The organism is Faunimonas pinastri, from assembly GCF_900110915.1.
Lineage (GTDB): Bacteria > Pseudomonadota > Alphaproteobacteria > Rhizobiales > Afifellaceae > Faunimonas > Faunimonas pinastri.
In genome coordinates, this window is record NZ_FOFG01000011.1 from 70,257 (window position 1) to 89,822 (window position 19,566).

At 66.0% G+C, this 19,566-nt stretch carries 21 protein-coding genes; 10 read left to right on the top strand and 11 right to left on the bottom strand.

From position 1 onward, the window contains the following. Positions 1-178 precede the first annotated feature (178 nt). The 4 genes from ytfQ to yjfF all read left to right on the top strand — a co-directional run bounded on the left by ytfQ (position 179) and on the right by yjfF (position 4,704). A complete protein-coding gene (gene ytfQ / locus BMY25_RS14470; RefSeq protein WP_092497766.1) occupies positions 179-1,141 on the top strand; it encodes a galactofuranose ABC transporter, galactofuranose-binding protein YtfQ in 963 nt (320 codons plus the stop codon). Positions 1,142-1,221: 80 nt separating this feature from the next. Then, a complete protein-coding gene (gene ytfR, locus BMY25_RS14475; RefSeq protein ID WP_092497768.1) occupies positions 1,222-2,727 on the top strand; it encodes a galactofuranose ABC transporter, ATP-binding protein YtfR in 1,506 nt (501 codons plus the stop codon). A gap of 13 nt (positions 2,728-2,740) precedes the next feature. Continuing rightward, on the top strand, positions 2,741-3,736 hold the full coding sequence (locus tag BMY25_RS14480) for an ABC transporter permease (RefSeq protein ID WP_428976971.1): 996 nt from the start codon (positions 2,741-2,743) through the stop codon (positions 3,734-3,736). Next, positions 3,733-4,704 (top strand): galactofuranose ABC transporter, permease protein YjfF, encoded by a 972-nt coding sequence (gene yjfF / locus BMY25_RS14485; RefSeq protein ID WP_092497772.1) that lies wholly within the window; start codon positions 3,733-3,735, stop codon positions 4,702-4,704. The genes BMY25_RS14480 and yjfF overlap by 4 nt, the downstream gene beginning before the upstream one ends. A 3-nt stretch (positions 4,705-4,707) precedes the next feature. On the opposite strand, the gene BMY25_RS14490 is transcribed toward yjfF, so the two are convergent. From BMY25_RS14490 to BMY25_RS14530, 9 genes are all read right to left on the bottom strand, one after another. Further along, positions 4,708-5,487, bottom strand: coding sequence for an SDR family NAD(P)-dependent oxidoreductase (locus tag BMY25_RS14490; protein WP_092497774.1), 780 nt, complete (start codon positions 5,485-5,487; stop codon positions 4,708-4,710). 68 nt (positions 5,488-5,555) lie between these two features. Beyond that, the gene (locus BMY25_RS14495; RefSeq protein ID WP_092497776.1) at positions 5,556-7,331 is read right to left on the bottom strand and encodes a complex I subunit 5 family protein; all 1,776 of its coding nucleotides are present in this window, start codon (positions 7,329-7,331) and stop codon (positions 5,556-5,558) included. A gap of 1 nt (position 7,332) precedes the next feature. After that, positions 7,333-7,674, bottom strand: coding sequence for a sodium:proton antiporter (locus BMY25_RS14500; protein WP_092497778.1), 342 nt, complete (start codon positions 7,672-7,674; stop codon positions 7,333-7,335). Then, positions 7,671-8,429, bottom strand: coding sequence for an MnhB domain-containing protein (locus BMY25_RS14505; RefSeq protein WP_092497780.1), 759 nt, complete (start codon positions 8,427-8,429; stop codon positions 7,671-7,673). Before BMY25_RS14505 ends, BMY25_RS14500 begins: the two co-directional genes overlap by 4 nt. Further along, a complete protein-coding gene (locus BMY25_RS14510; protein ID WP_092497782.1) occupies positions 8,426-8,671 on the bottom strand; it encodes a DUF4040 domain-containing protein in 246 nt (81 codons plus the stop codon). The genes BMY25_RS14505 and BMY25_RS14510 overlap by 4 nt, the downstream gene beginning before the upstream one ends. Continuing rightward, a complete protein-coding gene (locus tag BMY25_RS14515) occupies positions 8,668-8,961 on the bottom strand; it encodes a monovalent cation/H(+) antiporter subunit G (protein WP_092497784.1) in 294 nt (97 codons plus the stop codon). Before BMY25_RS14515 ends, BMY25_RS14510 begins: the two co-directional genes overlap by 4 nt. After that, entirely contained in the window at positions 8,958-9,218 is a 261-nt protein-coding gene (locus tag BMY25_RS14520) for an MrpF/PhaF family protein (RefSeq protein ID WP_092497786.1), read from the bottom strand. Before BMY25_RS14520 ends, BMY25_RS14515 begins: the two co-directional genes overlap by 4 nt. Further along, complete coding sequence (locus tag BMY25_RS14525) at positions 9,206-9,709, bottom strand: hypothetical protein (protein ID WP_092497788.1); 504 nt, start codon at positions 9,707-9,709, stop codon at positions 9,206-9,208. Before BMY25_RS14525 ends, BMY25_RS14520 begins: the two co-directional genes overlap by 13 nt. Before the next feature lie 101 nt (positions 9,710-9,810). After that, positions 9,811-10,485, bottom strand: coding sequence for a TetR/AcrR family transcriptional regulator (locus tag BMY25_RS14530; RefSeq protein WP_092497790.1), 675 nt, complete (start codon positions 10,483-10,485; stop codon positions 9,811-9,813). A 93-nt stretch (positions 10,486-10,578) separates the two neighbouring features. Here BMY25_RS14530 and BMY25_RS14535 point away from each other — a divergent pair, with 93 nt between their 5' ends. After that, entirely contained in the window at positions 10,579-12,252 is a 1,674-nt protein-coding gene (locus BMY25_RS14535; protein ID WP_092497792.1) for an FAD-dependent monooxygenase, read from the top strand. 143 nt (positions 12,253-12,395) lie between these two features. Here the strand turns inward: BMY25_RS14535 and BMY25_RS14540 are convergent, their stop codons facing one another. Continuing rightward, entirely contained in the window at positions 12,396-13,748 is a 1,353-nt protein-coding gene (locus BMY25_RS14540; protein WP_092497794.1) for a PQQ-dependent sugar dehydrogenase, read from the bottom strand. Continuing rightward, entirely contained in the window at positions 13,745-14,206 is a 462-nt protein-coding gene (locus BMY25_RS14545; protein ID WP_092497796.1) for a DUF2231 domain-containing protein, read from the bottom strand. The genes BMY25_RS14540 and BMY25_RS14545 overlap by 4 nt, the downstream gene beginning before the upstream one ends. A gap of 386 nt (positions 14,207-14,592) precedes the next feature. Here BMY25_RS14545 and BMY25_RS14550 point away from each other — a divergent pair, with 386 nt between their 5' ends. The 5 genes from BMY25_RS14550 to BMY25_RS14570 all read left to right on the top strand — a co-directional run bounded on the left by BMY25_RS14550 (position 14,593) and on the right by BMY25_RS14570 (position 19,297). Continuing rightward, positions 14,593-15,591, top strand: coding sequence for a sugar ABC transporter substrate-binding protein (locus BMY25_RS14550; protein WP_092497798.1), 999 nt, complete (start codon positions 14,593-14,595; stop codon positions 15,589-15,591). 82 nt (positions 15,592-15,673) lie between these two features. Continuing rightward, entirely contained in the window at positions 15,674-16,456 is a 783-nt protein-coding gene (locus tag BMY25_RS14555; protein WP_092497896.1) for an ATP-binding cassette domain-containing protein, read from the top strand. A gap of 7 nt (positions 16,457-16,463) precedes the next feature. Beyond that, positions 16,464-17,474 (top strand): ABC transporter permease, encoded by a 1,011-nt coding sequence (locus BMY25_RS14560; protein ID WP_092497800.1) that lies wholly within the window; start codon positions 16,464-16,466, stop codon positions 17,472-17,474. A gap of 88 nt (positions 17,475-17,562) precedes the next feature. After that, positions 17,563-18,351 carry an OBAP family protein gene (locus tag BMY25_RS14565; RefSeq protein ID WP_092497802.1) on the top strand — a complete coding sequence of 263 codons (789 nt, stop codon included), beginning with the start codon at positions 17,563-17,565 and terminating at the stop codon, positions 18,349-18,351. Between the two features lie 247 nt (positions 18,352-18,598). Beyond that, on the top strand, positions 18,599-19,297 hold the full coding sequence (locus BMY25_RS14570; protein ID WP_092497804.1) for a RibD family protein: 699 nt from the start codon (positions 18,599-18,601) through the stop codon (positions 19,295-19,297). The last annotated feature ends 269 nt before the right edge of the window (positions 19,298-19,566 follow it).

Consider the following 19,566-nt stretch of genomic DNA (forward strand, 5'->3'; position numbering starts at 1 on the left):
CGTCTGGAGTGAGGGGCCCGAGGTTTCCGGGCCTTTCCTCAGCGTTGGAAAATTCATCACGCGGATGGACACAACCCCTCTTTGCAAAAGTCGAGGGCTCTTCTAGTCTTCCCGTCTGGCCGGGAGCAAAGCGGACGACGATCCGCAATAAAAAACGGCCTCTGGGAAGGAAAAATCGATGAAAATCCATACACTCCTCGCCGGAGCAGCCTTTGCTGCGCTGGTCGGTCTGTCCACGGCCGCGGTCGCGGCGGACAAGCTGACCGTCGGCTTCTCGCAGGTCGGTTCGGAATCCGGCTGGCGCGCGGCTGAGACCAAGGTTGCCAAGAGCGAGGCCGAGAAGCGCGGCGTCACGCTCAAGATCTCCGACGCTCAGCAGAAGCAGGAAAACCAGATCAAGGCGATCCGCTCCTTCATCGCGCAGGGCGTGGACGCGATCTTCGTCGCCCCGGTCGTGGCGACCGGCTGGGACTCGGTGCTGGCCGAGGCCAAGGACGCGAAGATCCCCGTCTTCCTGCTCGACCGCGACATCGACAGCAAGGACAAGTCACTCTACATGGCCTCCGTCACCTCCGACCAGGTGGAGGAAGGACGCATCGACGGTCGCTGGCTGGTGAAGCAGACCAACGGCAAGTGCAATGTCGTGGAACTGCAGGGCACCGTCGGTTCCAGCCCCGCCATCTCCCGCAAGAAGGGCTTCGAGGAAGCCATTGCCGGCTCGCCCGGCGTGAAGATCATCCGCAGCCAGTCCGGCGATTTCACCCGGTCCGGCGGCAAGCAGGTGATGGAAAGCTTCATCAAGGCCGAGAACGGCGGCAAGAACATCTGCGCCGTCTATTCGCATAACGACGATATGGCGATCGGCGCCATCCAGGCGATCAAGGAAGCCGGCCTGAAGCCCGGCAAGGACATCCTGGTGCTGGCCATCGACGGGGTGCCGGACTTCTTCAAGGCCATGTCTGAAGGCGAGGCCAACGCCACGGTCGAACTGTCGCCCGACATGGCAGGCCCCGCGCTCGACGCGCTGATCGCCTACAAGAAGGACGGCACCATGCCGCCGAAGTGGATCAAGACCAAGTCGACGATCTTCTTCCCCGATACCGCGAAGGCCGAGTACGAGCGCCGCAAGAGCCTCTACTGAGAGAGGGTCGGCTGCACCTTTCCGGGTGCGGCCGACTTCGTTTCTGATTGCGTTCTGATTGACCGGGGCCGGAGCCGAACATGACGGAGACGGGCCGCAAGGCGGTTCTGAAAGCCAGCGGGCTTTCCAAATTCTTCCCCGGCGTCCGGGCTCTGGACAAGGTGGATTTCGAGCTTGCCGAGGGTGAGATCCATGCCCTCCTGGGTGAGAACGGGGCGGGCAAGTCGACGCTGATTAAGCTTGTCACCGGCGTCTATGGCCGGGATGAGGGAACGATCCAACTGGCCGGCGAGGAGGTCGATCCCAAGGACACGACCGACGCGCAGCGGCTCGGCATCGGCACGGTCTATCAGGAGGTGAACCTCCTGCCGAACCTGTCGGTCGCCGAGAACCTGTTTCTGGGGCGGCAGCCCATGCGGTTCGGCCTGGTCGATCGGAAGGCGATGAAGGCTCGCGCCAAGGCTCTCCTGGCCGAGTACAACCTGCATCTCGATCCGGCGGAACCGCTGAGCCGCTTTTCGGTGGCGGTGCAGCAGATTATCGCCATTGCCCGAGCGGTGGATCTGTCCGGCCGCGTGCTGATCCTCGACGAGCCCACCGCGAGCCTCGATGCGGGGGAGGTGCAGGTCCTCTTCCGCATCATGCGCCGGCTGCGCGACCGGGGAATGGGCGTGGTTTTCGTCACGCACTTCCTCGATCAGGTCTACGAGGTTTCCGACCGCATCACCGTGTTGCGCAATGGCCGGCTGGTCGGCACGCGCGAAACGGCAGAGCTCCCGCGCCTGGAGCTTGTAAGCATGATGCTCGGGCGCGAACTGTCGGCGGAAGCCCTGCATCGCGGAGGGCGTCGCGAGGTCGCCGGCGAGCCGCTGGTTTCCTTCAAGGGCTTCGGCAAGAACCGCTATGTCGAGCCGTTCGATCTGGAGATCCGGCGCGGCGAAGTCGTCGGCATGGCCGGGCTTCTGGGCTCCGGGCGCACGGAAACGGCGAAGCTCGCCTTCGGCATCGAACAGGCGGATTCCGGTGAGGCGCGGGTGGAGGGACACCCTGTGAAGCTGCAATCGCCGCGCGACGCGATCCGCCTTCGCTTCGGCTATTGCCCTGAAGACCGCAAGACGGAGGGCATCGTCGGCGAACTCAGCGTGCGCGAGAACATCATCCTGGCGCTGCAGGCCCGCCGGGGCTGGTTGAAGCCGCTTCCCCGCCGCGAGCAGGAAGAGATCGCCGGCCGCTACATCAAGCTTCTCGGCATCAAGACTCCCGACGCGGAGCGGTCGATCCAGTTTCTCTCCGGCGGCAATCAGCAGAAGGCGCTGCTCGCCCGCTGGCTGGCGACCGACCCGGAATTCCTGATCCTCGACGAACCCACGCGCGGCATCGATGTCGGCGCGCATGCCGAGATCATCCGGCTGATCGAACGGCTCTGCGACGACGGACTGGCGCTGCTCGTGATCTCGTCGGAGATCGAGGAGATCGTGTCCTACAGCGATCGCGTGGTCGTTCTGCGCGACCGCCGGCACGTCGGCTCGCTTTCAGGTGACGAGGTGGCGATGGAGCCGATCATGCAGACGATTGCCGGAGCCTGAGCGGATGACTGGAATGGCTCCCGCATTTCCCGCAATCCGCAAGGCCTTGCCGCAGATCGGCGCGCTCGCCGTCGTGCTCCTGGCGAACTGGCTGGTCTTTCCCGGCTTCTTCGACATCCGCCTGCAGGACGGGCGGCTCTTCGGCAGCGTCGTCGACGTCTTCGTGCGCGGCGCGCCGGTGGCGTTGCTGGCTCTGGGCATGACGCTGGTGATCGCGACGAAGGGCATCGACCTGTCCGTCGGCGCCGTCATGGCGATCGCCGGTGCGGTCGCGGCCAGCATGACGAATGCCGGCCACGGCCTGCCGCTGACCATCCTCGCCGCTATCGGCGTCGGGCTCGTCTGCGGGCTGTGGAACGGCATGCTGGTGGCGCTGCTCCGCATCCAGCCGATCGTGGCGACGCTGATCCTGATGGTGGCGGGCAGGGGTATCGCCCAGCTCATCACGGAAGGGCAGATCATCACCTTTGTCGATCCCGCGCTGATCTTCCTGGCGGGCGGCTCGTTCCTGTCGATCCCGATGCCCGTCGTGCTCGTCATCCTGATGTTCGTGCTGACGCTGCTGCTTGTGCGCGCGACGGCGCTCGGGCTGATGATAGAGGCCATCGGCGTTAACCTCCTGTCCTCGGCCTATTCAGGCGTGAACACCAAGGTCGTGCTGATCGCGGTCTATGGGTGGGCCGGCATCTGCGCGGCGGTCGCCGGGCTCGTCGTCGCGGCCGATATCCACGGGGCCGATGCCAACAATGCCGGGCTCTGGCTGGAACTCGACGCGATCCTGGCCAGCGTGATCGGCGGCACGTCGCTGCTCGGCGGCCGCTTCAACATCACGCTGGCGCTGCTGGGCGCGCTGATCATCCAGGCGATGAATACCGGCATCCTGCTCAGCGGTTTCAGGCCGGAGTTCAACCTGGTCGTCAAGGCGCTGGTGGTGCTCGCGGTGCTGCTCTTCCAGTCGCCGCAACTGATGGGAATGCTTCGCGTGACGTTCCGGAGGGCGCCGAAATGAATCAGAGAACCTTTCCGCTCTTCGTTACCGCTGCGGTCTTCGCGCTGGCCTATGCCTTCTGCCTGTCGCGGTTCCCGGCCTTCGCCTCGACGCGGGTGTTCGCCAACCTCCTCACCGACAATGCCTTTCTCGGCATCGTCGCGGTCGGCATGACCTTCGTGATCATTTCCGGCGGCATCGATCTCTCCGTCGGCTCGGTCATCGCCTTCACCGGCGTGTTCCTGGCGATCATGATCGAGCGCGTCCACGTCAATCCGTGGCTGGCCTTCGTGATGATCCTGATCATTGCAGCATTGTTCGGAGCGGGGATGGGGGCGATCATTCATTTCCTGCGGATGCCGCCGTTCATCGTGACGCTCGCCGGCATGTTCCTGGCGCGGGGCATGAGCTTCGTGCTGACGGCGGACTCGATCCCGATCAACCACCCGCTTTACGCGCAGCTGAACGAGCTGGTGATCCGGCTTCCCGGCGGCGGTCGGCTGACGCTTATCGCGGTCGTCATGCTGCTGGTCTTCGCCGGCGGCATCGTGCTGGCGCATTTCACGCGGTTCGGCTCCTACGTCTATGCGCTCGGCGGCAACCGGACCTCGGCGGAGCTGATGGGTGTGCCCGTCGCATCCGCGACGATCCGCATCTATGTGCTTTCCAGCGTGCTGGCGGCGGTTTCCGGCATCGTCTTTTCGCTCTACACGTCCGCGGGTTACTCGCTGGCGGCCACGGGGGTGGAGCTCGACACGATCGCGGCGGTGATCATCGGCGGCACGTTGCTCACCGGCGGCAGCGGCTATGTGATCGGCACCTTCGTGGGCATCCTGATCCAGGGTCTGATCCAGACCTACATCACCTTCGACGGTACGCTCAGCAGCTGGTGGACCAAGATCGCCATCGGCATCCTGCTCTTCGCCTTCATCGCGCTGCAGCGGGTGGTCACCATGGCGTGGCCGATGCGGCGGGTGCAGGCGGCGTGAGCCTCAGGCGTTGAGATCATACGGCCAGTTCGGCACGGTGAAGGCGCCGCCATCGACGAAAAGGGTCTGGCCCGTCACGAACCCGGCCGCGTCGGAGGCGAGGAACAGCACCACGCCCGCGACATCGCCCGGCTGCCCCACGCGGCCAAGCGGCGTCACCCGCGCCCAGGTCTCGCCGTAGTCGGGCGCCTCGCGCCGGGTGCGTTCCAGCTCGATCGCGCCGGGCGCCACGCAATTGACGCGGATGCGGTGTGGCCCGAGTTCCACGGCGGCGACCTTGGTGAACTGCTCGATCCCGCCCTTCGACGCGGTGTAGTCGACAAGGCGGGGAAAGGGCACGCGGTTGCAGGCCGAGCCGATATTGACGATCGTTCCGGGCTGGCCGTGCTCGATCATCAGCTGCGCCGCGCGCTGCGTGTTGAGGAAGCAGCCCTTGAGGTTGGTCCGGACCACCCGGTCCCAGTCCTCTTCGGCCAGATCCAGCAAGGGCGCCCAGGTCTGCACCCCGGCATTGTTGACGAGAAGGTCCGGCGCGCGGCCGAAGGTGGACACGGCCTCGTCGTAGAAGGAAAGCACCTCGCTTCGGATGCCGACATCGCACGCGACCGCCAGCGCCTTGCGGCCGAGCGCCGTGACGCGGCCGGCCACCTCGTCGGCCTCCACCTTCTCTCCGAGGTAAGCGATGGCGACGTTCCAACCCGCCTCGGCCAGCCGCAGCACGATCTCTCTCCCTATGCCGGTGCTGCCTCCAGTGACGACGGCGAGCTTTCCTTCCCCTGACATTCGGTTCTCCGAGAGATGCTTCTTGCCCGCAGTCCTACACCGAATGGGGTTGCCGTCCAGCGTCGCGGTCAAAACGCGAAGGCGACGCCCAGGCCGGCAAGTCCGATCATCATCCAGGCGGCGTAATCCCCGATATGGCCGCTATGGATGCGGTCGAGCGCGAGGAAAATCGGCCCGAAGATCGCCTGCACGGCAGCGGTCAGCGCTTTTGGGATGTCGTCACGGAACAGCTCGAACGCGGCGATCAGCAGCGCCAGCGCGACCGAGGCCCAGGGCAGGAGCTTGCCTGGGATCTCCGTCGCCCCGGTGGGCGGCGCGACGGCGTGGATCTCGATGCCGGCCGCGCTTGGCGGACCGCCAGCCGCAAGGTGCGATGCCAGATGCTCCGCGAGCGGGGTCAGGTCGTGCATTCCCACGAGCAAGGCGAACGTCAGGAAGACCGCAGCCGGAAGCAGCATCAGCCACATCGGCCGGTTGGCCTTTTCGTGCTCGGGCTTGCCCGGCGACTGCGATTCCTCGCCGGGATCGGGTCCCAGGCCCAGGAATATGCGGCCGGTGGCGCGGAGCACGGCCGCACCCGTCAGCGCGGAGCCAAGTGCCAGCGCGAACGGGATCCATGCATGACGCATGCCCGCCGCCGCGTCGATGTCGTGCTTCCCCAGCTCCATGGCGCCGAGCGGCAGCCCGGCCAGCAGCAACCCGCCGAGGGCGAACGCCACGCCGGTGAGCGGCAGGTGCCGCGCCTTGCCCCGCAGCTCGATCTCGTCGACGTTCTGGCACTTCGACATGAGGATGCCCGCACCCATGAAAAGCGCGGCCTTCACCAGGCTGTGCCCGAGAAGATAGAGCAGCATCCCGGAGAGCGCGGGCCGCGTCAGCATCGCGACGCCGACCAGCAGTATGCCCATATGCGAGATCGTGGAAAAGGCGAGTAGCCGCTTCACGTGCCGCTGCATCAGGCTCGTGGCCCCACCGACGACGGCGGTGACGGTGCCCGCGTAGAGCAGCACATCGGTCTGCAGCCCGCCGAGGACGCCCGCCGGCACGAACAGGGCCCAGCCGAGCCGCGCGATCCCGAAGAGCGCGATCGGCACCATCATACCGGAGAAGATCACGCAGACCGGCGTCGGCGCGACGGCATGGGCCTCGGTGAGCCAGAAGTGGAAGGGCAGGATCGCCCCCTTGATCAGCAGCGCCGCCAGCACGAGCAGGCATGCCATGGCGACCAGCGCATCGGGCGGCCCGGCGGACAGCGCCTCGCCGATCTGCGCGAGGTTCAGCGCCGAGGTGCGGGCGTAGATCAGGCCGATCCCGGACAGCATCAGGAAAGAGCCGATGCTGTTGATCACCGTGAAATTCAGCGCGCCTTCCAGCGACGAGGCTTCCAGCTTGTAGCCGGTGAGCGCGAAGGCCGCGACGCTCATCAGCTCGAAGAAGACGAAGAAGTTGAATAGGTCGCCGGTCAGGCAGAACCCTGTCATGGCAGCGAGGAAAACCAGCATGAGAACGTGGAAGCGGGTCCCCACATCGTCGAAGAAGGCCCAGCCGAAGACGAAGCTGCCGATGAAGAGAATGGCCGCCAGCAGCGCCACGCTGGCGCCCAGGGGATCGACCACGAAGGCGATGCCGAGCGCGAGGCGGCCTTGCGGTTGCCAGCCGCCGAACCAGTAGGTGAGCGGCGTATCCCAGGAACGCGCGGCAAGCATCGCGCAGACCACCGCGACCGCGACCGCGACGACGAGGGCGAGCAGGTCGGGCGCGCGCTTCGGCAGGATCTTGTCCGCGCCGAGCAGGAACGCTGCCGCCAGGAGCGGCAATACGACGGGCAGGGGAATGAGGTTCATGTCAGTCTCGCGCCGGCTGCAGGTCGTCCGGATTGATGCTGCCGCGCTTCTTCTGGAGCTGCAGCGCCAGCGAGAGAAGCAGCGCGGAGACGGCCGCGCCGACCACGATGTCGGTCAAGACAAGCGCCTGCAGCACGGGATCGGCCGCGGGGCCCGGCGGATGGTCGGAAAAGATCGGCGCGCCCAATCCACTGCGGTAGCCGACGGAGAGCAACAGCACATAGGTGGAGGACTGGATCACCGTGAGGCAGCCGATGGCGTGGACATAGTTGCGGCTGGTCACGATGCCATAAAGCCCGACAAGGAAGAGCCAGCCTGCGACGAGATAGGGAAGGATGCTCACTCGTCGTCTTCCTTGGGCTGGCGTGTTTCTTCCAGGAATTCCAGCGCGATGGTGCAGAAACCGCCGATCACCGCCATGCCGACAGCGACATTGAGGATCGGGATGATGCCGCCGGAGAGCATGGAGCCGACCTCGCCCAGGGGCAGCACGTTCTCCAGATAGCTCCCGCCGGTGAAGAGGGGCACCAGACCGACCACGAGATAGATCGCGACGCCACACGCTTCGAGCACGTCGAGCGCGGTGGAATGCACGATCAGCCGCCAAGCGGCGTAGCCCTCGCCGAAATACACCAGCAAGGCGGAAGCCGCGACGATGACGCCGCCCTGGAACCCCCCGCCGGGCGTCAGCTGCCCGTGCAGGATGACATACAAGCCGAACACGAGCGTCGTCGGCGCCACCCAGCGGCCGAGCCCGGTCACCGCTTCGCTGCGGCCCTCGCGGCGGCGATGCAGGATCTCGCTCGGATCGGCGCTGCGGGCCTCGCCGCGGGCGCCTCGAAGCAGCATGACGACGCCCGTGACGGCGGTGAACAGGATGAATTCCTCGCCGAGCGTATCAATGCCGCGAATATCGAAGTTCACGGCCGCAACCATATTGGTGACATGCCGGAGCGCCTCGCCCTGCGCGTTGACCGCGTCGCCATACGGATTGGTGTGCTGCCCGAAGGCTGGCAGGCCGCGAAGGCCGGCGAGGATGAGGGGCAGGCAGACCAGCGCGGCGGCGAAGAAGGCGATGAGCCGGACGGCGCGGCTCATTTCTTCTTCCCCGTCGTGCGGAGCGTGGAAAGCGCGACCATGAACAGGAGCGGCAGGATCAGGCCGCCGATGACGATCTCGGAATAGGCCGCGTCCGGTGCCTGGAACGCCAGGAATAGGAGGCCGAGCACCAGCCCGTTCGCGCCCATGGCGATCGCCTGCCGCCGTGGCTCGCGTGTCAACACCACGCCGAGGCTGGTGACGGCGAGGATCAGAAGAAGGATGGCGATCAGAACGGTCATGCCCGGTCCGTGCTTTCGTCGCGGATGCGCAGCATGCGTCCGATCGAATGGGTGAGGATGCCGCCGAGCACCACGGATGCGGCGAAGAGGAGGACCTGCTTCAGCGAGAGGGCGGAGAACGGCTGGTGCAAGAGCACCGCGACCGTGATCAGGAAGCCGGGCGCGACCGTGGTGAAGGTCGCGGCATGCAGGCGGTCCTCGCTGGTCCTGAGCAGGACGAGGCCGGCGGTCCCGAGCCATGCCGAGACGACCGCCAGGCCGAGCAGGATATCGATGAGGATCGCAGTCACAGCCAGCGCTCCAGGAAATGCGAGTAGATCAGCGTGCCCGGATAGTTGACCAGTACCAGCGTCAGGCCAAGATCCAGGAAAGAGGGCTGGTCCAGCGCCACGGTCAGCAGAACCAGCATGAAGAGGGTGTTGCTCGTGCAGAACTGCGTGGCGACAAGCCGCCGGGTCGGGTCGCCACGCAGCGCCACGAAAGCGGAGAGCGCCAGCGGCGGCAGCAGGCCGAGGGCGGCGAGGAGCCAGGCGTTCAAACCGGCCATTGCTCGTCCTCGCTTGCCGCTGCCGGCTGGAGTTGGTGGACGAGCAACTGCCCCGTCTCGAACCGCACGCCGGTAACGAACTGGTTCGGCGCGATGGAGACGTTGCCGACAACCAATGCCCGGCGCGTCCGCGATTCCGGGTTGCCGCCCCCGGTCCGGAACGGCATCTCGATCAGCCGGCCCGTACCGGAGGCGCCCGCGAGGCGGCGAAGCAGGAAAAGCCCGACCTTGCGGCTGTCGGAAAACAGGGATCCGACCACGCGCGGCGCGAGCCTGATGCCCTGCCACCAGCCGTTTGCGAAGGGGCGGCCGGCCTTCACGATCGCCAGCCGAAGGAGCACGGCGAGGAGACCGCAGGCACAGGCGGCAACGCATTCGGAGACCGAGACCTTGCCGGCAAAAAGAAGGTAGAGCAGGGCGAAGGCGACGAACGAAATTGCCACGGCTGGAACCTGCGAGCGCATATCGCCCTGATCCGTGCTGCCTGCCACCCCGACTTCCCTCCAGATCGCCGCGCCGGCAGACCGGCGTACTTCACCATTGGACTCACAACGCACGCATGTTGCTTCCGCTCCGGGCGGCCGGGAAATTATCAGGACGCCTTCGCCTCCGCCTGCTGGCCGAAGATCAGGTCGAGATAGGCTTCGAACACGTCGCCGACGTCTAGCGGCTCGGCCTGGAGGAAAAGGTTGTTCCAGAGCGCCGAGAGCACCGCCGGCGCGACCAGCAAAATCGGAATGCGGCTCAGCGCGCCGGAACGGATCTCCCCGCGCCGCTCCGCACGCCTGGCGAAGACGCGAACGAGCCGCAGGACCGGTTCGATGGCGACCTGCCGGTAGGTTTCCGCCAGTTCCGGAAAGCGGGTGCCCTCCGACATGATGAGGCGCAGGACGGCGAACCGTCCGCTTGCCTGCAGGTGCCTGAGGACGGGCGGCACGGTGCGCATCAGGAAATCGCGGGTAGGCTCGTCGCGTCCCGGCCGCCCCATCGCGCGGCCGGCAACGGTCTCCGCCATGAACCCGCGGAGCACCTCGGCGAACAGCGCCGTCTTGTCGGTGAAGTAGCGGTAGGTCGTGCCCTTGGCGAGCCCGGCTCGCGCCGCCACGTCGCTCATCCGCGTTTCCGAAAATCCCTGCTCCAGAAACGCCTCCAGCGCCGCGCGCGCCAGCAGGCGCCGCGTCGCTTCGGTCTTGGCGAGGTTGGGCCCGCGTTTGCGGGACTGGCCTCGTGCTGCCCCGGCGGGAATCTGCTGGTCGGCATCCTTCATCGCGCGAGGATAGCAGATGCCGCGGCACGGGAGGAACGCTCTCCTTGATAAAAATGACCGCGTGGTCATATTAAGGGAAGAGTGGAGGACGGCATGAGCGTTGACCGGAGCGAAGGCGATGCGTGCGAGGTGCTTGTGGTGGGTGCCGGCCCGACCGGCCTCATGGCGGCAAGCCTCCTGAAGCGGCGGGGCATCGACGTCCGCATCGTAGACAGCCGTGCCGAGCCCTCCCGGGAGTCGCGCGCCTTCGCATTATCGGCACGCTCGCTGGAGCTGTTCGCCAGCCTGGAGCTGGCCGAGAAGCTGTTCGACGAGGGCGTGATCAACAGTTCGGTCGAACTGTTCATTTCCGGCAAGCGCGTGGGCGGGCTGGATTTCGACCGAACGCATGCCGAAGACACGCCGTTCTCCTTTATCCTGATGATACCGCAGGCGCGGACGGAGGCGGTGCTGATCGAGGCCCTCGGCGAGGCTGGTCTTGAGGTGGAGCGCGGGCTGGAGGTCACCGGTTTCGAGCAGGATGCCGACATGGTCCGCGTCCATGCGAAGGGATCGGGCGGCGAGGCGAAGACGCTCCGCGCGGCCTTTGTGATCGGCGCCGATGGCGCCCACAGCATCGTCCGTCACACGCTGGGCCTGTCCTTCGAAGGCGCGAAATATCCGCAGAGCTTCCTGCTCGGCGATGTCGAGGTGGACTGGGCTCTCGATCACGACCGGTTCCGCGTCTTCATGCATGGCGAACGGATCGGACTTTTCTTCCCGCTCAAGGGCTCCCGGCTCTCGCGCGTGATGACGACGGACCTGAGCGCCCCTCCCGCCAGCGACGATCCGGCGGTGGCAAGTGCGCTGGATCTTGGCGAGCTGGCCGCAAGCTTCGCCCAGGCCACGTCGCTGCAGGTGAGGCTGAAGAACGCTGCGTGGCTGACGCGCTTCCGCACCCATCACCGGGGCGTCGACCGGTATCGGGAAGGACGCGTGTTCGTCGCCGGGGATGCCGGGCACATCCATTCCCCGGCGGGCGGGCAGGGCATGAACACGGGGCTGCAGGATGCCGCCAACCTTGCCTGGAAGCTCGCCGCCATGATCCGCGACGGGGCGGAGGACGCGCTGCTCGACACCTACGGGAGCGAACGCCTGCCGGTGGCGAAGGAAGTGCTGCGCTTCACCGACGAACTCTTCACGACGGTCGCCGGGCAGAGCGGCTGGCGCGCGCGGCTTCGCGACCTGCTGGCGCCTGCGATCCTCGGGCCTGCCACGAGCCTCGATTTCATCCAGGGCAAGGCGTTCCGGAAGTTCGCCCAGATCGATATCGCTTATCCCGCAGGCCGCTTCGTCGGACAGGGTGAGGCGGACGGGCAAACAACGGGCCCGGGTCCCGGGAAGAGGGCTCCGAACGCGCAACTCTCCCGCCATCAGGACGTGTTCGATCTCCTCGCCGGCTATAGCTTCCACGTACTGGCGCTGTCCCGCAAGCGCCTGGACGAGGCGGAGGCTTCCGCGATCAAGCGCGGCATGACGGCTCTCGGCGCGGCCGGTGTGGAGACGCACGTCGTCGCCAGACTGGCCTCCGGACGCTGCGAGGGCATCCATGTTCCGGAGCGGGCTGACGTTTTCGAGCGCTATGGACTGGAAACCGAGGAAGCGCAGGCGGTGCTGCTGATCCGTCCCGACGGCTACGTCGCGTGGCGAGGCGAGGGGCTCGACCTCGAGAGCTGCCGGGCCTTCCTCGGCCGCTTTCGGGTGGCAGCCATGATCGGGGCAGAGTGACGGCGATGGAGCCATCGCGGATGGCCTGAGCGCCCTCGGGGCCAGACGATCTTCCGCAGTGTAGAATCCCGGTCGATGCGTCTGGCGGGGCGAGTTATGCGGAAAAGTCGGTGGCCCGCATTCGGCCCACCGACCGTCCTGAACTATTGGGCGGGGGTAACCCGCCAGACGGTGTTGCCGACATCGTCCGCGATCAACAGCGCGCCGGTCTTGTCGATGGCCAACCCGACGGGCCGGCCGCGTGCCTGTTCCTGCTGGTCGAGAAAGCCGGTGACGACATCCTCGGCCTTGCCGCTTGGCTTGCCGTCCTTGAAAGGTACGTAGACGACCTTGTAGCCGTTGAAGCGATCGCGATCCCAGCTGCCGTGCTCGCCGACGAAGGCCCCGCCGCGATATTTCTCCGGCAGGCTGTTGCCGGTGTAGAAGGTCATGCCGAGCGGCGCGACGTGCGAACTCAGCGCGTAATCCGGGACGATCGCCTTGGCGACGAGATCCGGGCGCTGCGGATGCACTCGGGGATCGAGGTGCTGGCCGTAATAGCTGTAGGGCCAGCCATAGAAGCCGCCGTCCTTCACCGAGGTCACGTAATCCGGCACGAGGTTCGGGCCGAGCTCGTCCCGCTCGTTGATGACCGCCCAGAGCGCGCCTGTCTGGGGTTCCCAGCTCAGCCCGTTGGGATTGCGAAGCCCGCTTGCGAAGATGCGCCAGCGGCCCGTGGCGCGATCCACCTCCCAGACGGCCGCGCGGTCCTTCTCCGCCTGCATCCCGTTCTCGGTGATGTTGCTGTTGGAGCCGACGCCCACATAGAGCAGGGACCCGTCCGGGCTGGCGACCAGGCTCTTGGTCCAGTGATGGTCGATCGGGCCGCCCGGCAGCGGCGTCAGCGGAGTACCGGGGCCGGTGATCTTGGTGTCGCCGGTATTGTAGGGATACCGGACGATGGAATCGGTGTTGGCGACGTAGAGGTCTGAACCGACCAGAGCCACGCCGAAGGGCGAGGTCAGGTGATCGAGGAAGACGCTCTGCGTTTCCGGCTTGCCGTCGCCATCGGCATCGCGGACGAGGGTGATCCGGTTGCTCTCGCCGCCGCCACCGCCGCCCCCACCGGACGTGACCAGCGATTCAACCCAGCCCATCACAAGGTCCTTGGGACGCTTGATCGGTTCCACGCCGGGCGACTTCGATTCCACGACGAGGACGTCGCCGTTCGGCAGGGTGTAGACGGAGCGGGGATGCTGCAACCCCGTCGCCAGCGCCTGGATCTTCAGGCCCGGCGCGACGGTGGGGGTCTCACCCTGTTTCCAGCCGACCACCTTGGCCAGATGCATGGGCGGGAAGAGATATTGCTGAGGGTCGGGCAGCGTCGGATTGGGGCCGACCTGTGTCTGCGGATCGAACGTGTCCGCGGCCTGGGCGACGATGCTGGCGGTGGAGGAGAGCAGGAGCGCAAGACCGAGAGCGCTTCCCACCCGCTTGATATTCACGGGCGTCTTCATGCTTCGAACTCCCTCAGGCGATCGCGATAGACCAGCGGCCGGGGGCGCCAGGTCATGATGAGGGCGATGGCGGCGATCACGGCCGTGACCGCGGACAGCGCGAGGCCCCACGGCATGACCGATGTCCAGGCGTCGTGCGTATGCTCCAGCATGTTCAGCGTCGCCAACGCGATGACGACGAGGTTGGCGAGCACGTAAAGCCACGAGACGGGACCGGTTCGTCGGCGGCGCGTGACGAGAAAGTCGATCACGCCGATGATTCCTACGATCCATGCGAGGATCGCGCCGGCTGAGACGAGCCAGGCGGAAAAGTCGGCCCATGTCATCTCCGCCGATTTCCAGTAGGCGAGATCGGTCAGCAGAGCGCCGATCAGGCAGGTGGCTGGAATGGGCAGTAGCAAGGAGTGAAGCGGCGGCCGGGTGAAACGGACCGCGGAAAGGGAATCGTCAGCTAGCATGGAACCGTCCCCGGCGCCGGGTTGGCCCGGCACTCACGCAACAGTCTCTCGGCCAAGAGAGTTCCACGCGGTTTTCGTGAGGGTTTGCTGCAACGCCGAAGAGCGGGCGCAATCGTTTCGGCAAAGCAGGCGGCACTCGCCGGTCTTCCCGTAGAAAACATTCGATAGAGCCGTCGATCGGCAAAGCAGTCACGTCAGGACCGCATCTGCCACGCCCTCCGGTGCGCGCTTTTGTCGTGGCATCGGGGCCGTTCAAGTCGAGCAAACCACCGTTCGCAGTCTTGCGCAGAGAAAAAGCCGGGCTACACTGACCGACATCGCCCCCCGCGAGAGCGAGAGAAGGGCGCGACGGAGAGTAACGATCCGTCATCTCGGGAGGAAAGTGCATGCTGAAAGAAGTATGCGCCGGTGCCGCTGTCGCGGCCGGCGTTCTCATCGCGACTCTGCTTGGCGGAACTGCACAGGCGGCCGACATGAGCTGTCAGGGCAAGAACTTCGTGTTCTTTCCCGGCGGTTCGGAAGGCGATTCCTTCGCCTCCATCGTTTATAACGGTGCAGCCCTCGCGGCCCAGCAGACCGGTTGCCACGTCGAATATGTCTGGTCGGACTGGAACCCGGAACTGATCGTCCAGCAGTTCTCGCAGGCGATCGGCCGCAGCCCGACCGGCATCGCGGTCATGGGGCATCCCGGCGATGCGGCGCTCGATCCGCTGATCGACCGCGCCCGCAAGCAGGGCATCCTCGTGACCACCCAGAACGTCGACCTGCCGAAGGCGGAGGAAAAGTACAAAGGGCAGGGCTTCGGCTATGTCGGCGCAAAGAATTATTCCGCCGGCGAGAATCTCGGCGACGCGGCGGTCAAGACCTGCGGGCTGAAGCAGGGCGACACGGCTTTCGTCTGGGGCCTGCTTGGGCAGGAAGCGCGGGGCCTGCGCACCAAGGGCGTGATCGACGCCTTCAAGAAAAGCGGCGTCGACGTGAAATACCTTGAGATCGCCGACAACATCAACAAGGACGCCGCGCAGGGCATCCCGATCTTCGCCTCGTTCATGGCCGCCAATCCCAGCATCAAGGCGGTCGTCACCGACCACGGCGCCCTGACGGCGATGCTGCCGTCCTATCTGAAGGCCGCCGGCAAGAAGCCGGGCGAAGTCTGCGGCACGGGCTTCGACCTGTCCGCGGCGACCTCGCAGGGCATCAAGGACGGCTACATCACCGCCGTGCTGGACCAGCAGCCGTTCCTGCAGGGCTATCTCTCGATCATCCAGCTCTACCTGACGTCGAAGTTCGGCTTCGCCGGCATGGATATCGATACGGGCGCGGCCATCATCGACAAGTCCAACATCGATGCCGTGGCACCGCTCACCACGGATGCGATCCGCTGAACCGGCCTCCGTCCGGCTTCCGCCGGACCATCGCGGGCCCGCTTGTTCGGGCCCGCAGGATTTCGGCATTCCGGGAGACGTCATGACACTGGGAACTGAAGGCGAAGGCCCGCTGCTGGAACTGAAGAACGTCCACATGTCCTTCGGGCGGGTGGATGTTCTGAAAGGGATCGACCTGACGATCCGGCGCGGTGAGGTGGTGGCGCTGGTGGGCGACAATGGTGCCGGCAAATCCACCATGATCAAGGTCATCACCGGCGTGCACAGGCCGACCGCCGGCCACGTCGCCATTCGCGGCGAGCGGGTCAACATGACCTCTGTGCAGGATTCCCGCCAGCGCGGCATCGAGACCGTCTATCAGGAACGCGCGCTGGCCGGCCAGCAGGAGATCTGGCGCAACGTCTTCGCCGGGCGGGAGATCCGCAACGCGCTGGGCTTCATGAACGTGAAGAAGCAGCGCTCGGAAACGGAGAAGCTGCTGCGCACCCGGATGGGCTTCACCTCCCGGGCAATTACCGCGGACAGCGAGGTGCAGGGGCTTTCCGGCGGCGAGAAGCAGGGCGTCGCCATTGCCCGAGCGCTGTATTTCGAGGCGGACCTCATCATCCTGGACGAGCCGACCATGGGGCTCAGCCTCAAGGAAACGGACAAGGTGCTGGACTTCGTGCGTGCCATCAAGGCGCAGCGGAAGTCGGTGATCCTGATCGACCACAACATCCTGCACGTCTACTCCGTCGCCGACCGCTTCGTGATCCTGGATCGGGGGCAGGTCGTCGGCGAATTCACCAAGGACCAGATCTCGCGCGAGGATCTGATCGAAACCATGGTCCGGCTGCATCAGACCGGTCAGCTCGAACTGCATTGAGGCCGTCATGACCATAGCCGAGACGCAGAGGCCCGCCGTCGTCTCCCCGCGACGCCGGGGCCTCGGGCCGTTCTTCGCCCGCAACAGGATCGACGTCGCGATCACCGTGATCTTCGTCCTGCTCTACGCCATGTTCATGATCGTGGCGCCGAACGTCTATCTCCACCTCGGGATCTATCGCTCGTTCATGTCGACGCTGCCCTTCATGGGAGTGCTGGCGTTGTCGCTGACCTTCATCGTGACGCTGGGCGAGATCGACCTGTCCTTCCCCTCGGTGATGGGCTTCTCCGCCTGGGTCTTCGGCACCGTCTTCATGGCCACGCACTCGTTCCCGCTGGCGCTCGCCGCCTGCGTCGGGACGGGGATCGGATGCGGGATCATCAACGGCATCCTCGTCGCCGGTATCGGCGTGCCATCCATCGTGGCGACGATCGGCACGATGTTCTTCTGGCGCGGCCTCGCCAACGTGGTGGCGAAGGGCAAGGGCATCGCGCTGGTGGACCTCGTGGATTCGCCCTGGCATTCGATCGTGGTGGGCCGGCTGCCCGGCGACATCCCGATGCAGTTCATCTGGTTCCTCGTCATCGCCGTGCTTTTGACGCTGATCTATCGCCGCCATCTCTTCGGCAGCCACGTGCTCTTCGTCGGCGACGATCAGGAAGCCGCGCGCATGATGGGCATCCGCACCGGGCTGGTGAAGATGACCTGCTTCATCGTTGTCGGCATCGCCTCGGCGCTGTCCGGTGTCTTCCTGTTGAACGAGGTCACCTATTTCTGGCCGACAACTGGCGACGGCTTCCTGCTGCCGGCGCTTGCCGCCGTCTTCATCGGCGGCACCTCGGTCTTCGGCGGTCGCGGCTCGATGTACGGCACCTTCATCGGCGTGTTGATCATCGGTTCGCTGGAAGCGGGCATCGTCGCCATGGGCATCGCTGGCTTCTACACGCAGCTGATCTACGGACTGATGATCACGATCTCGGTGACGGTCTATGCCGTGATGATGAAGCGGGCCGGGTAGCGCGGGCGGCTTCCAGGCGATTGCCGCGACGACGCGAGGAACCCTGTGCCGGCCAACCGGTTTTCCGGCCAGCACAGGGGAAACGCTCATGCTTGGCGGACGCCGTCACGATTGTCCCGACTGCTCGGGAAAAAGCCGGCTTGGCGCGGTGGGCCTCGGGTTCGCGGCGGGCCTCGCCACGGCGGCGGGCCTGCTGATCGGCCGCAAGACCGTCGCGACCGCCAGCATCGGCAAGGGGCATCCGCTGAAGCACCGCGTGCTCGATGCCGCCGCCGGCGCATTGCAGCAGAAGTGGCCGCTGGAAGCCATGAGCACCTATCTCAACGGCTTTCACATGGTTGCCGACGACATGGGACGGCAGGTGGAGGCGACGCATTTCTGCATCCACCTGCAGCACGATCTGCATCAATGCGTGATCTTCGATTCCAACCGCGCCGACGCGCGCCTGATCGGCATCGAATACATCATCAGCGAAGATCGTTTTCGCTCGCTGCCGGAAGACGAGAAGCGCCTCTGGCACAGCCATCATTACGAGGTGAAGTCGGGCGTGCTGGTTGCTCCCGGCATTCCGGAACTCGCCGAACGCGCCTATTTCAACGATCTCGTCACGACGTACGGCAAGACCTTCCACACCTGGCAGATCGACCGGGACGATTTTCCCTATGGCATTCCGCAGCTGATGATGGGCTTCACGCAGGATGGCCAGGCCGACGAGGAGATGATCGCCGCGCGCGATCGGCGGCTCGGGATCTCGACCGCGAAGCGGCGGCGGCAGCGCGAAACCATACCGATGCCCGGGGTGGCGCCCGGCGCGAATGGCTGGGAGAGCGGTCGCGCCGTGCAGACCCGCCTGGAGGAGGTGGAGTTCAAGCGCTAGACCGGGTGCGGGCCGATGTGCCGGACGGGCGGGGATGCCGCAACGCGGGCAGCCGACGCGAGGGGCCGCCGCTCCGGCCTCTTTCCATCGTCCGACCCCGAGCGGATGGAGCGTTCGGTGGCTCATCCCGTTCGTCCCCGATATAACCCGTTCCGACCGGTGATCGCGCCGGAACGGATAGCCGAACGCGTCCGCATCGCCTGAGGACGAAGCGGGTTCTCGTTTTCATTGCCTGTCAGGAGTTCCGATGAAACCGCATGTCACCTGCCTCATGGTCACCTCGGTCGATGGCCGCCTGCATCCGAGCCGGTTCACCAGGAGCCCGGACGGGACCCGCTCCGACTGGTCCGGCCTCTACGAAACGACGCACAAGGCGCTGCAGGCGGATGCCTGGATGGTCGGGCGCGTGACCATGGCGGAGATCAGCAAGGCCGGCCCGCACGCGCCTGAGGGTGCGGTCGAGGTCGAGAGACCGCATCGTTTCGCCAACCGCGATGCCGGCAGCTTCGCTGTCGCGCTCGATCCTTCGGGGAAGGTCCATTTCAACCGGCCGGACGTGGATGGCGACCATATCGTGGTCCTGCTCGGGCGCGATGTGCCGGATAGTCATCTGGCCGAACTCGCGGCGGACGGCGTCTCCTATGTCGTCGCCGACGGCGAACGGATCGATCTCGCGGCTATGCTGGACGTGCTCGGGCGGGAGCTCGGCATTCGCAAGCTGCTGCTGGAAGGCGGAGCGGGGATCAACGGCTCGTTTCTGGCGGCCGGTCTGGTCGACGAGCTCAGCGTCATCGTGGCGCCCGCGGTGGACGGCCGGCCGCAAAGCGAGGCCATCGTGGACGCGGGCGAGGCGGGGCTTATCGACAAGGTGGAGCTTTCGCTCACCTCCTGCGAAAAGCTCGACCACGGCGCGGTGCATCTGCGCTACGCGGTGCGTCCGAGCTAGGGTTCGCTCCCGGGTCCTGCGCCCCGCGTCGAGGCGGCGTTAAATGAATCTGCCGGGCTCCAGCCTTCGCCGGAAGGGCTGTGCGGAACGGCAGGCTTTGCCTTGAGAATCTGTCGGGCCCTTGCGACGCTGGTGGACAGGAACGCGATCGATCGCTCCTGTCCTTCGAACTGACGATTTGAGAAGGACGACCCGTGAGCGACGGGTGAACTGATGCGGGTCGCGTCAGCCGCCGGTGGACGGGGTGGCGGGCGCGGGGGGCGAACCCG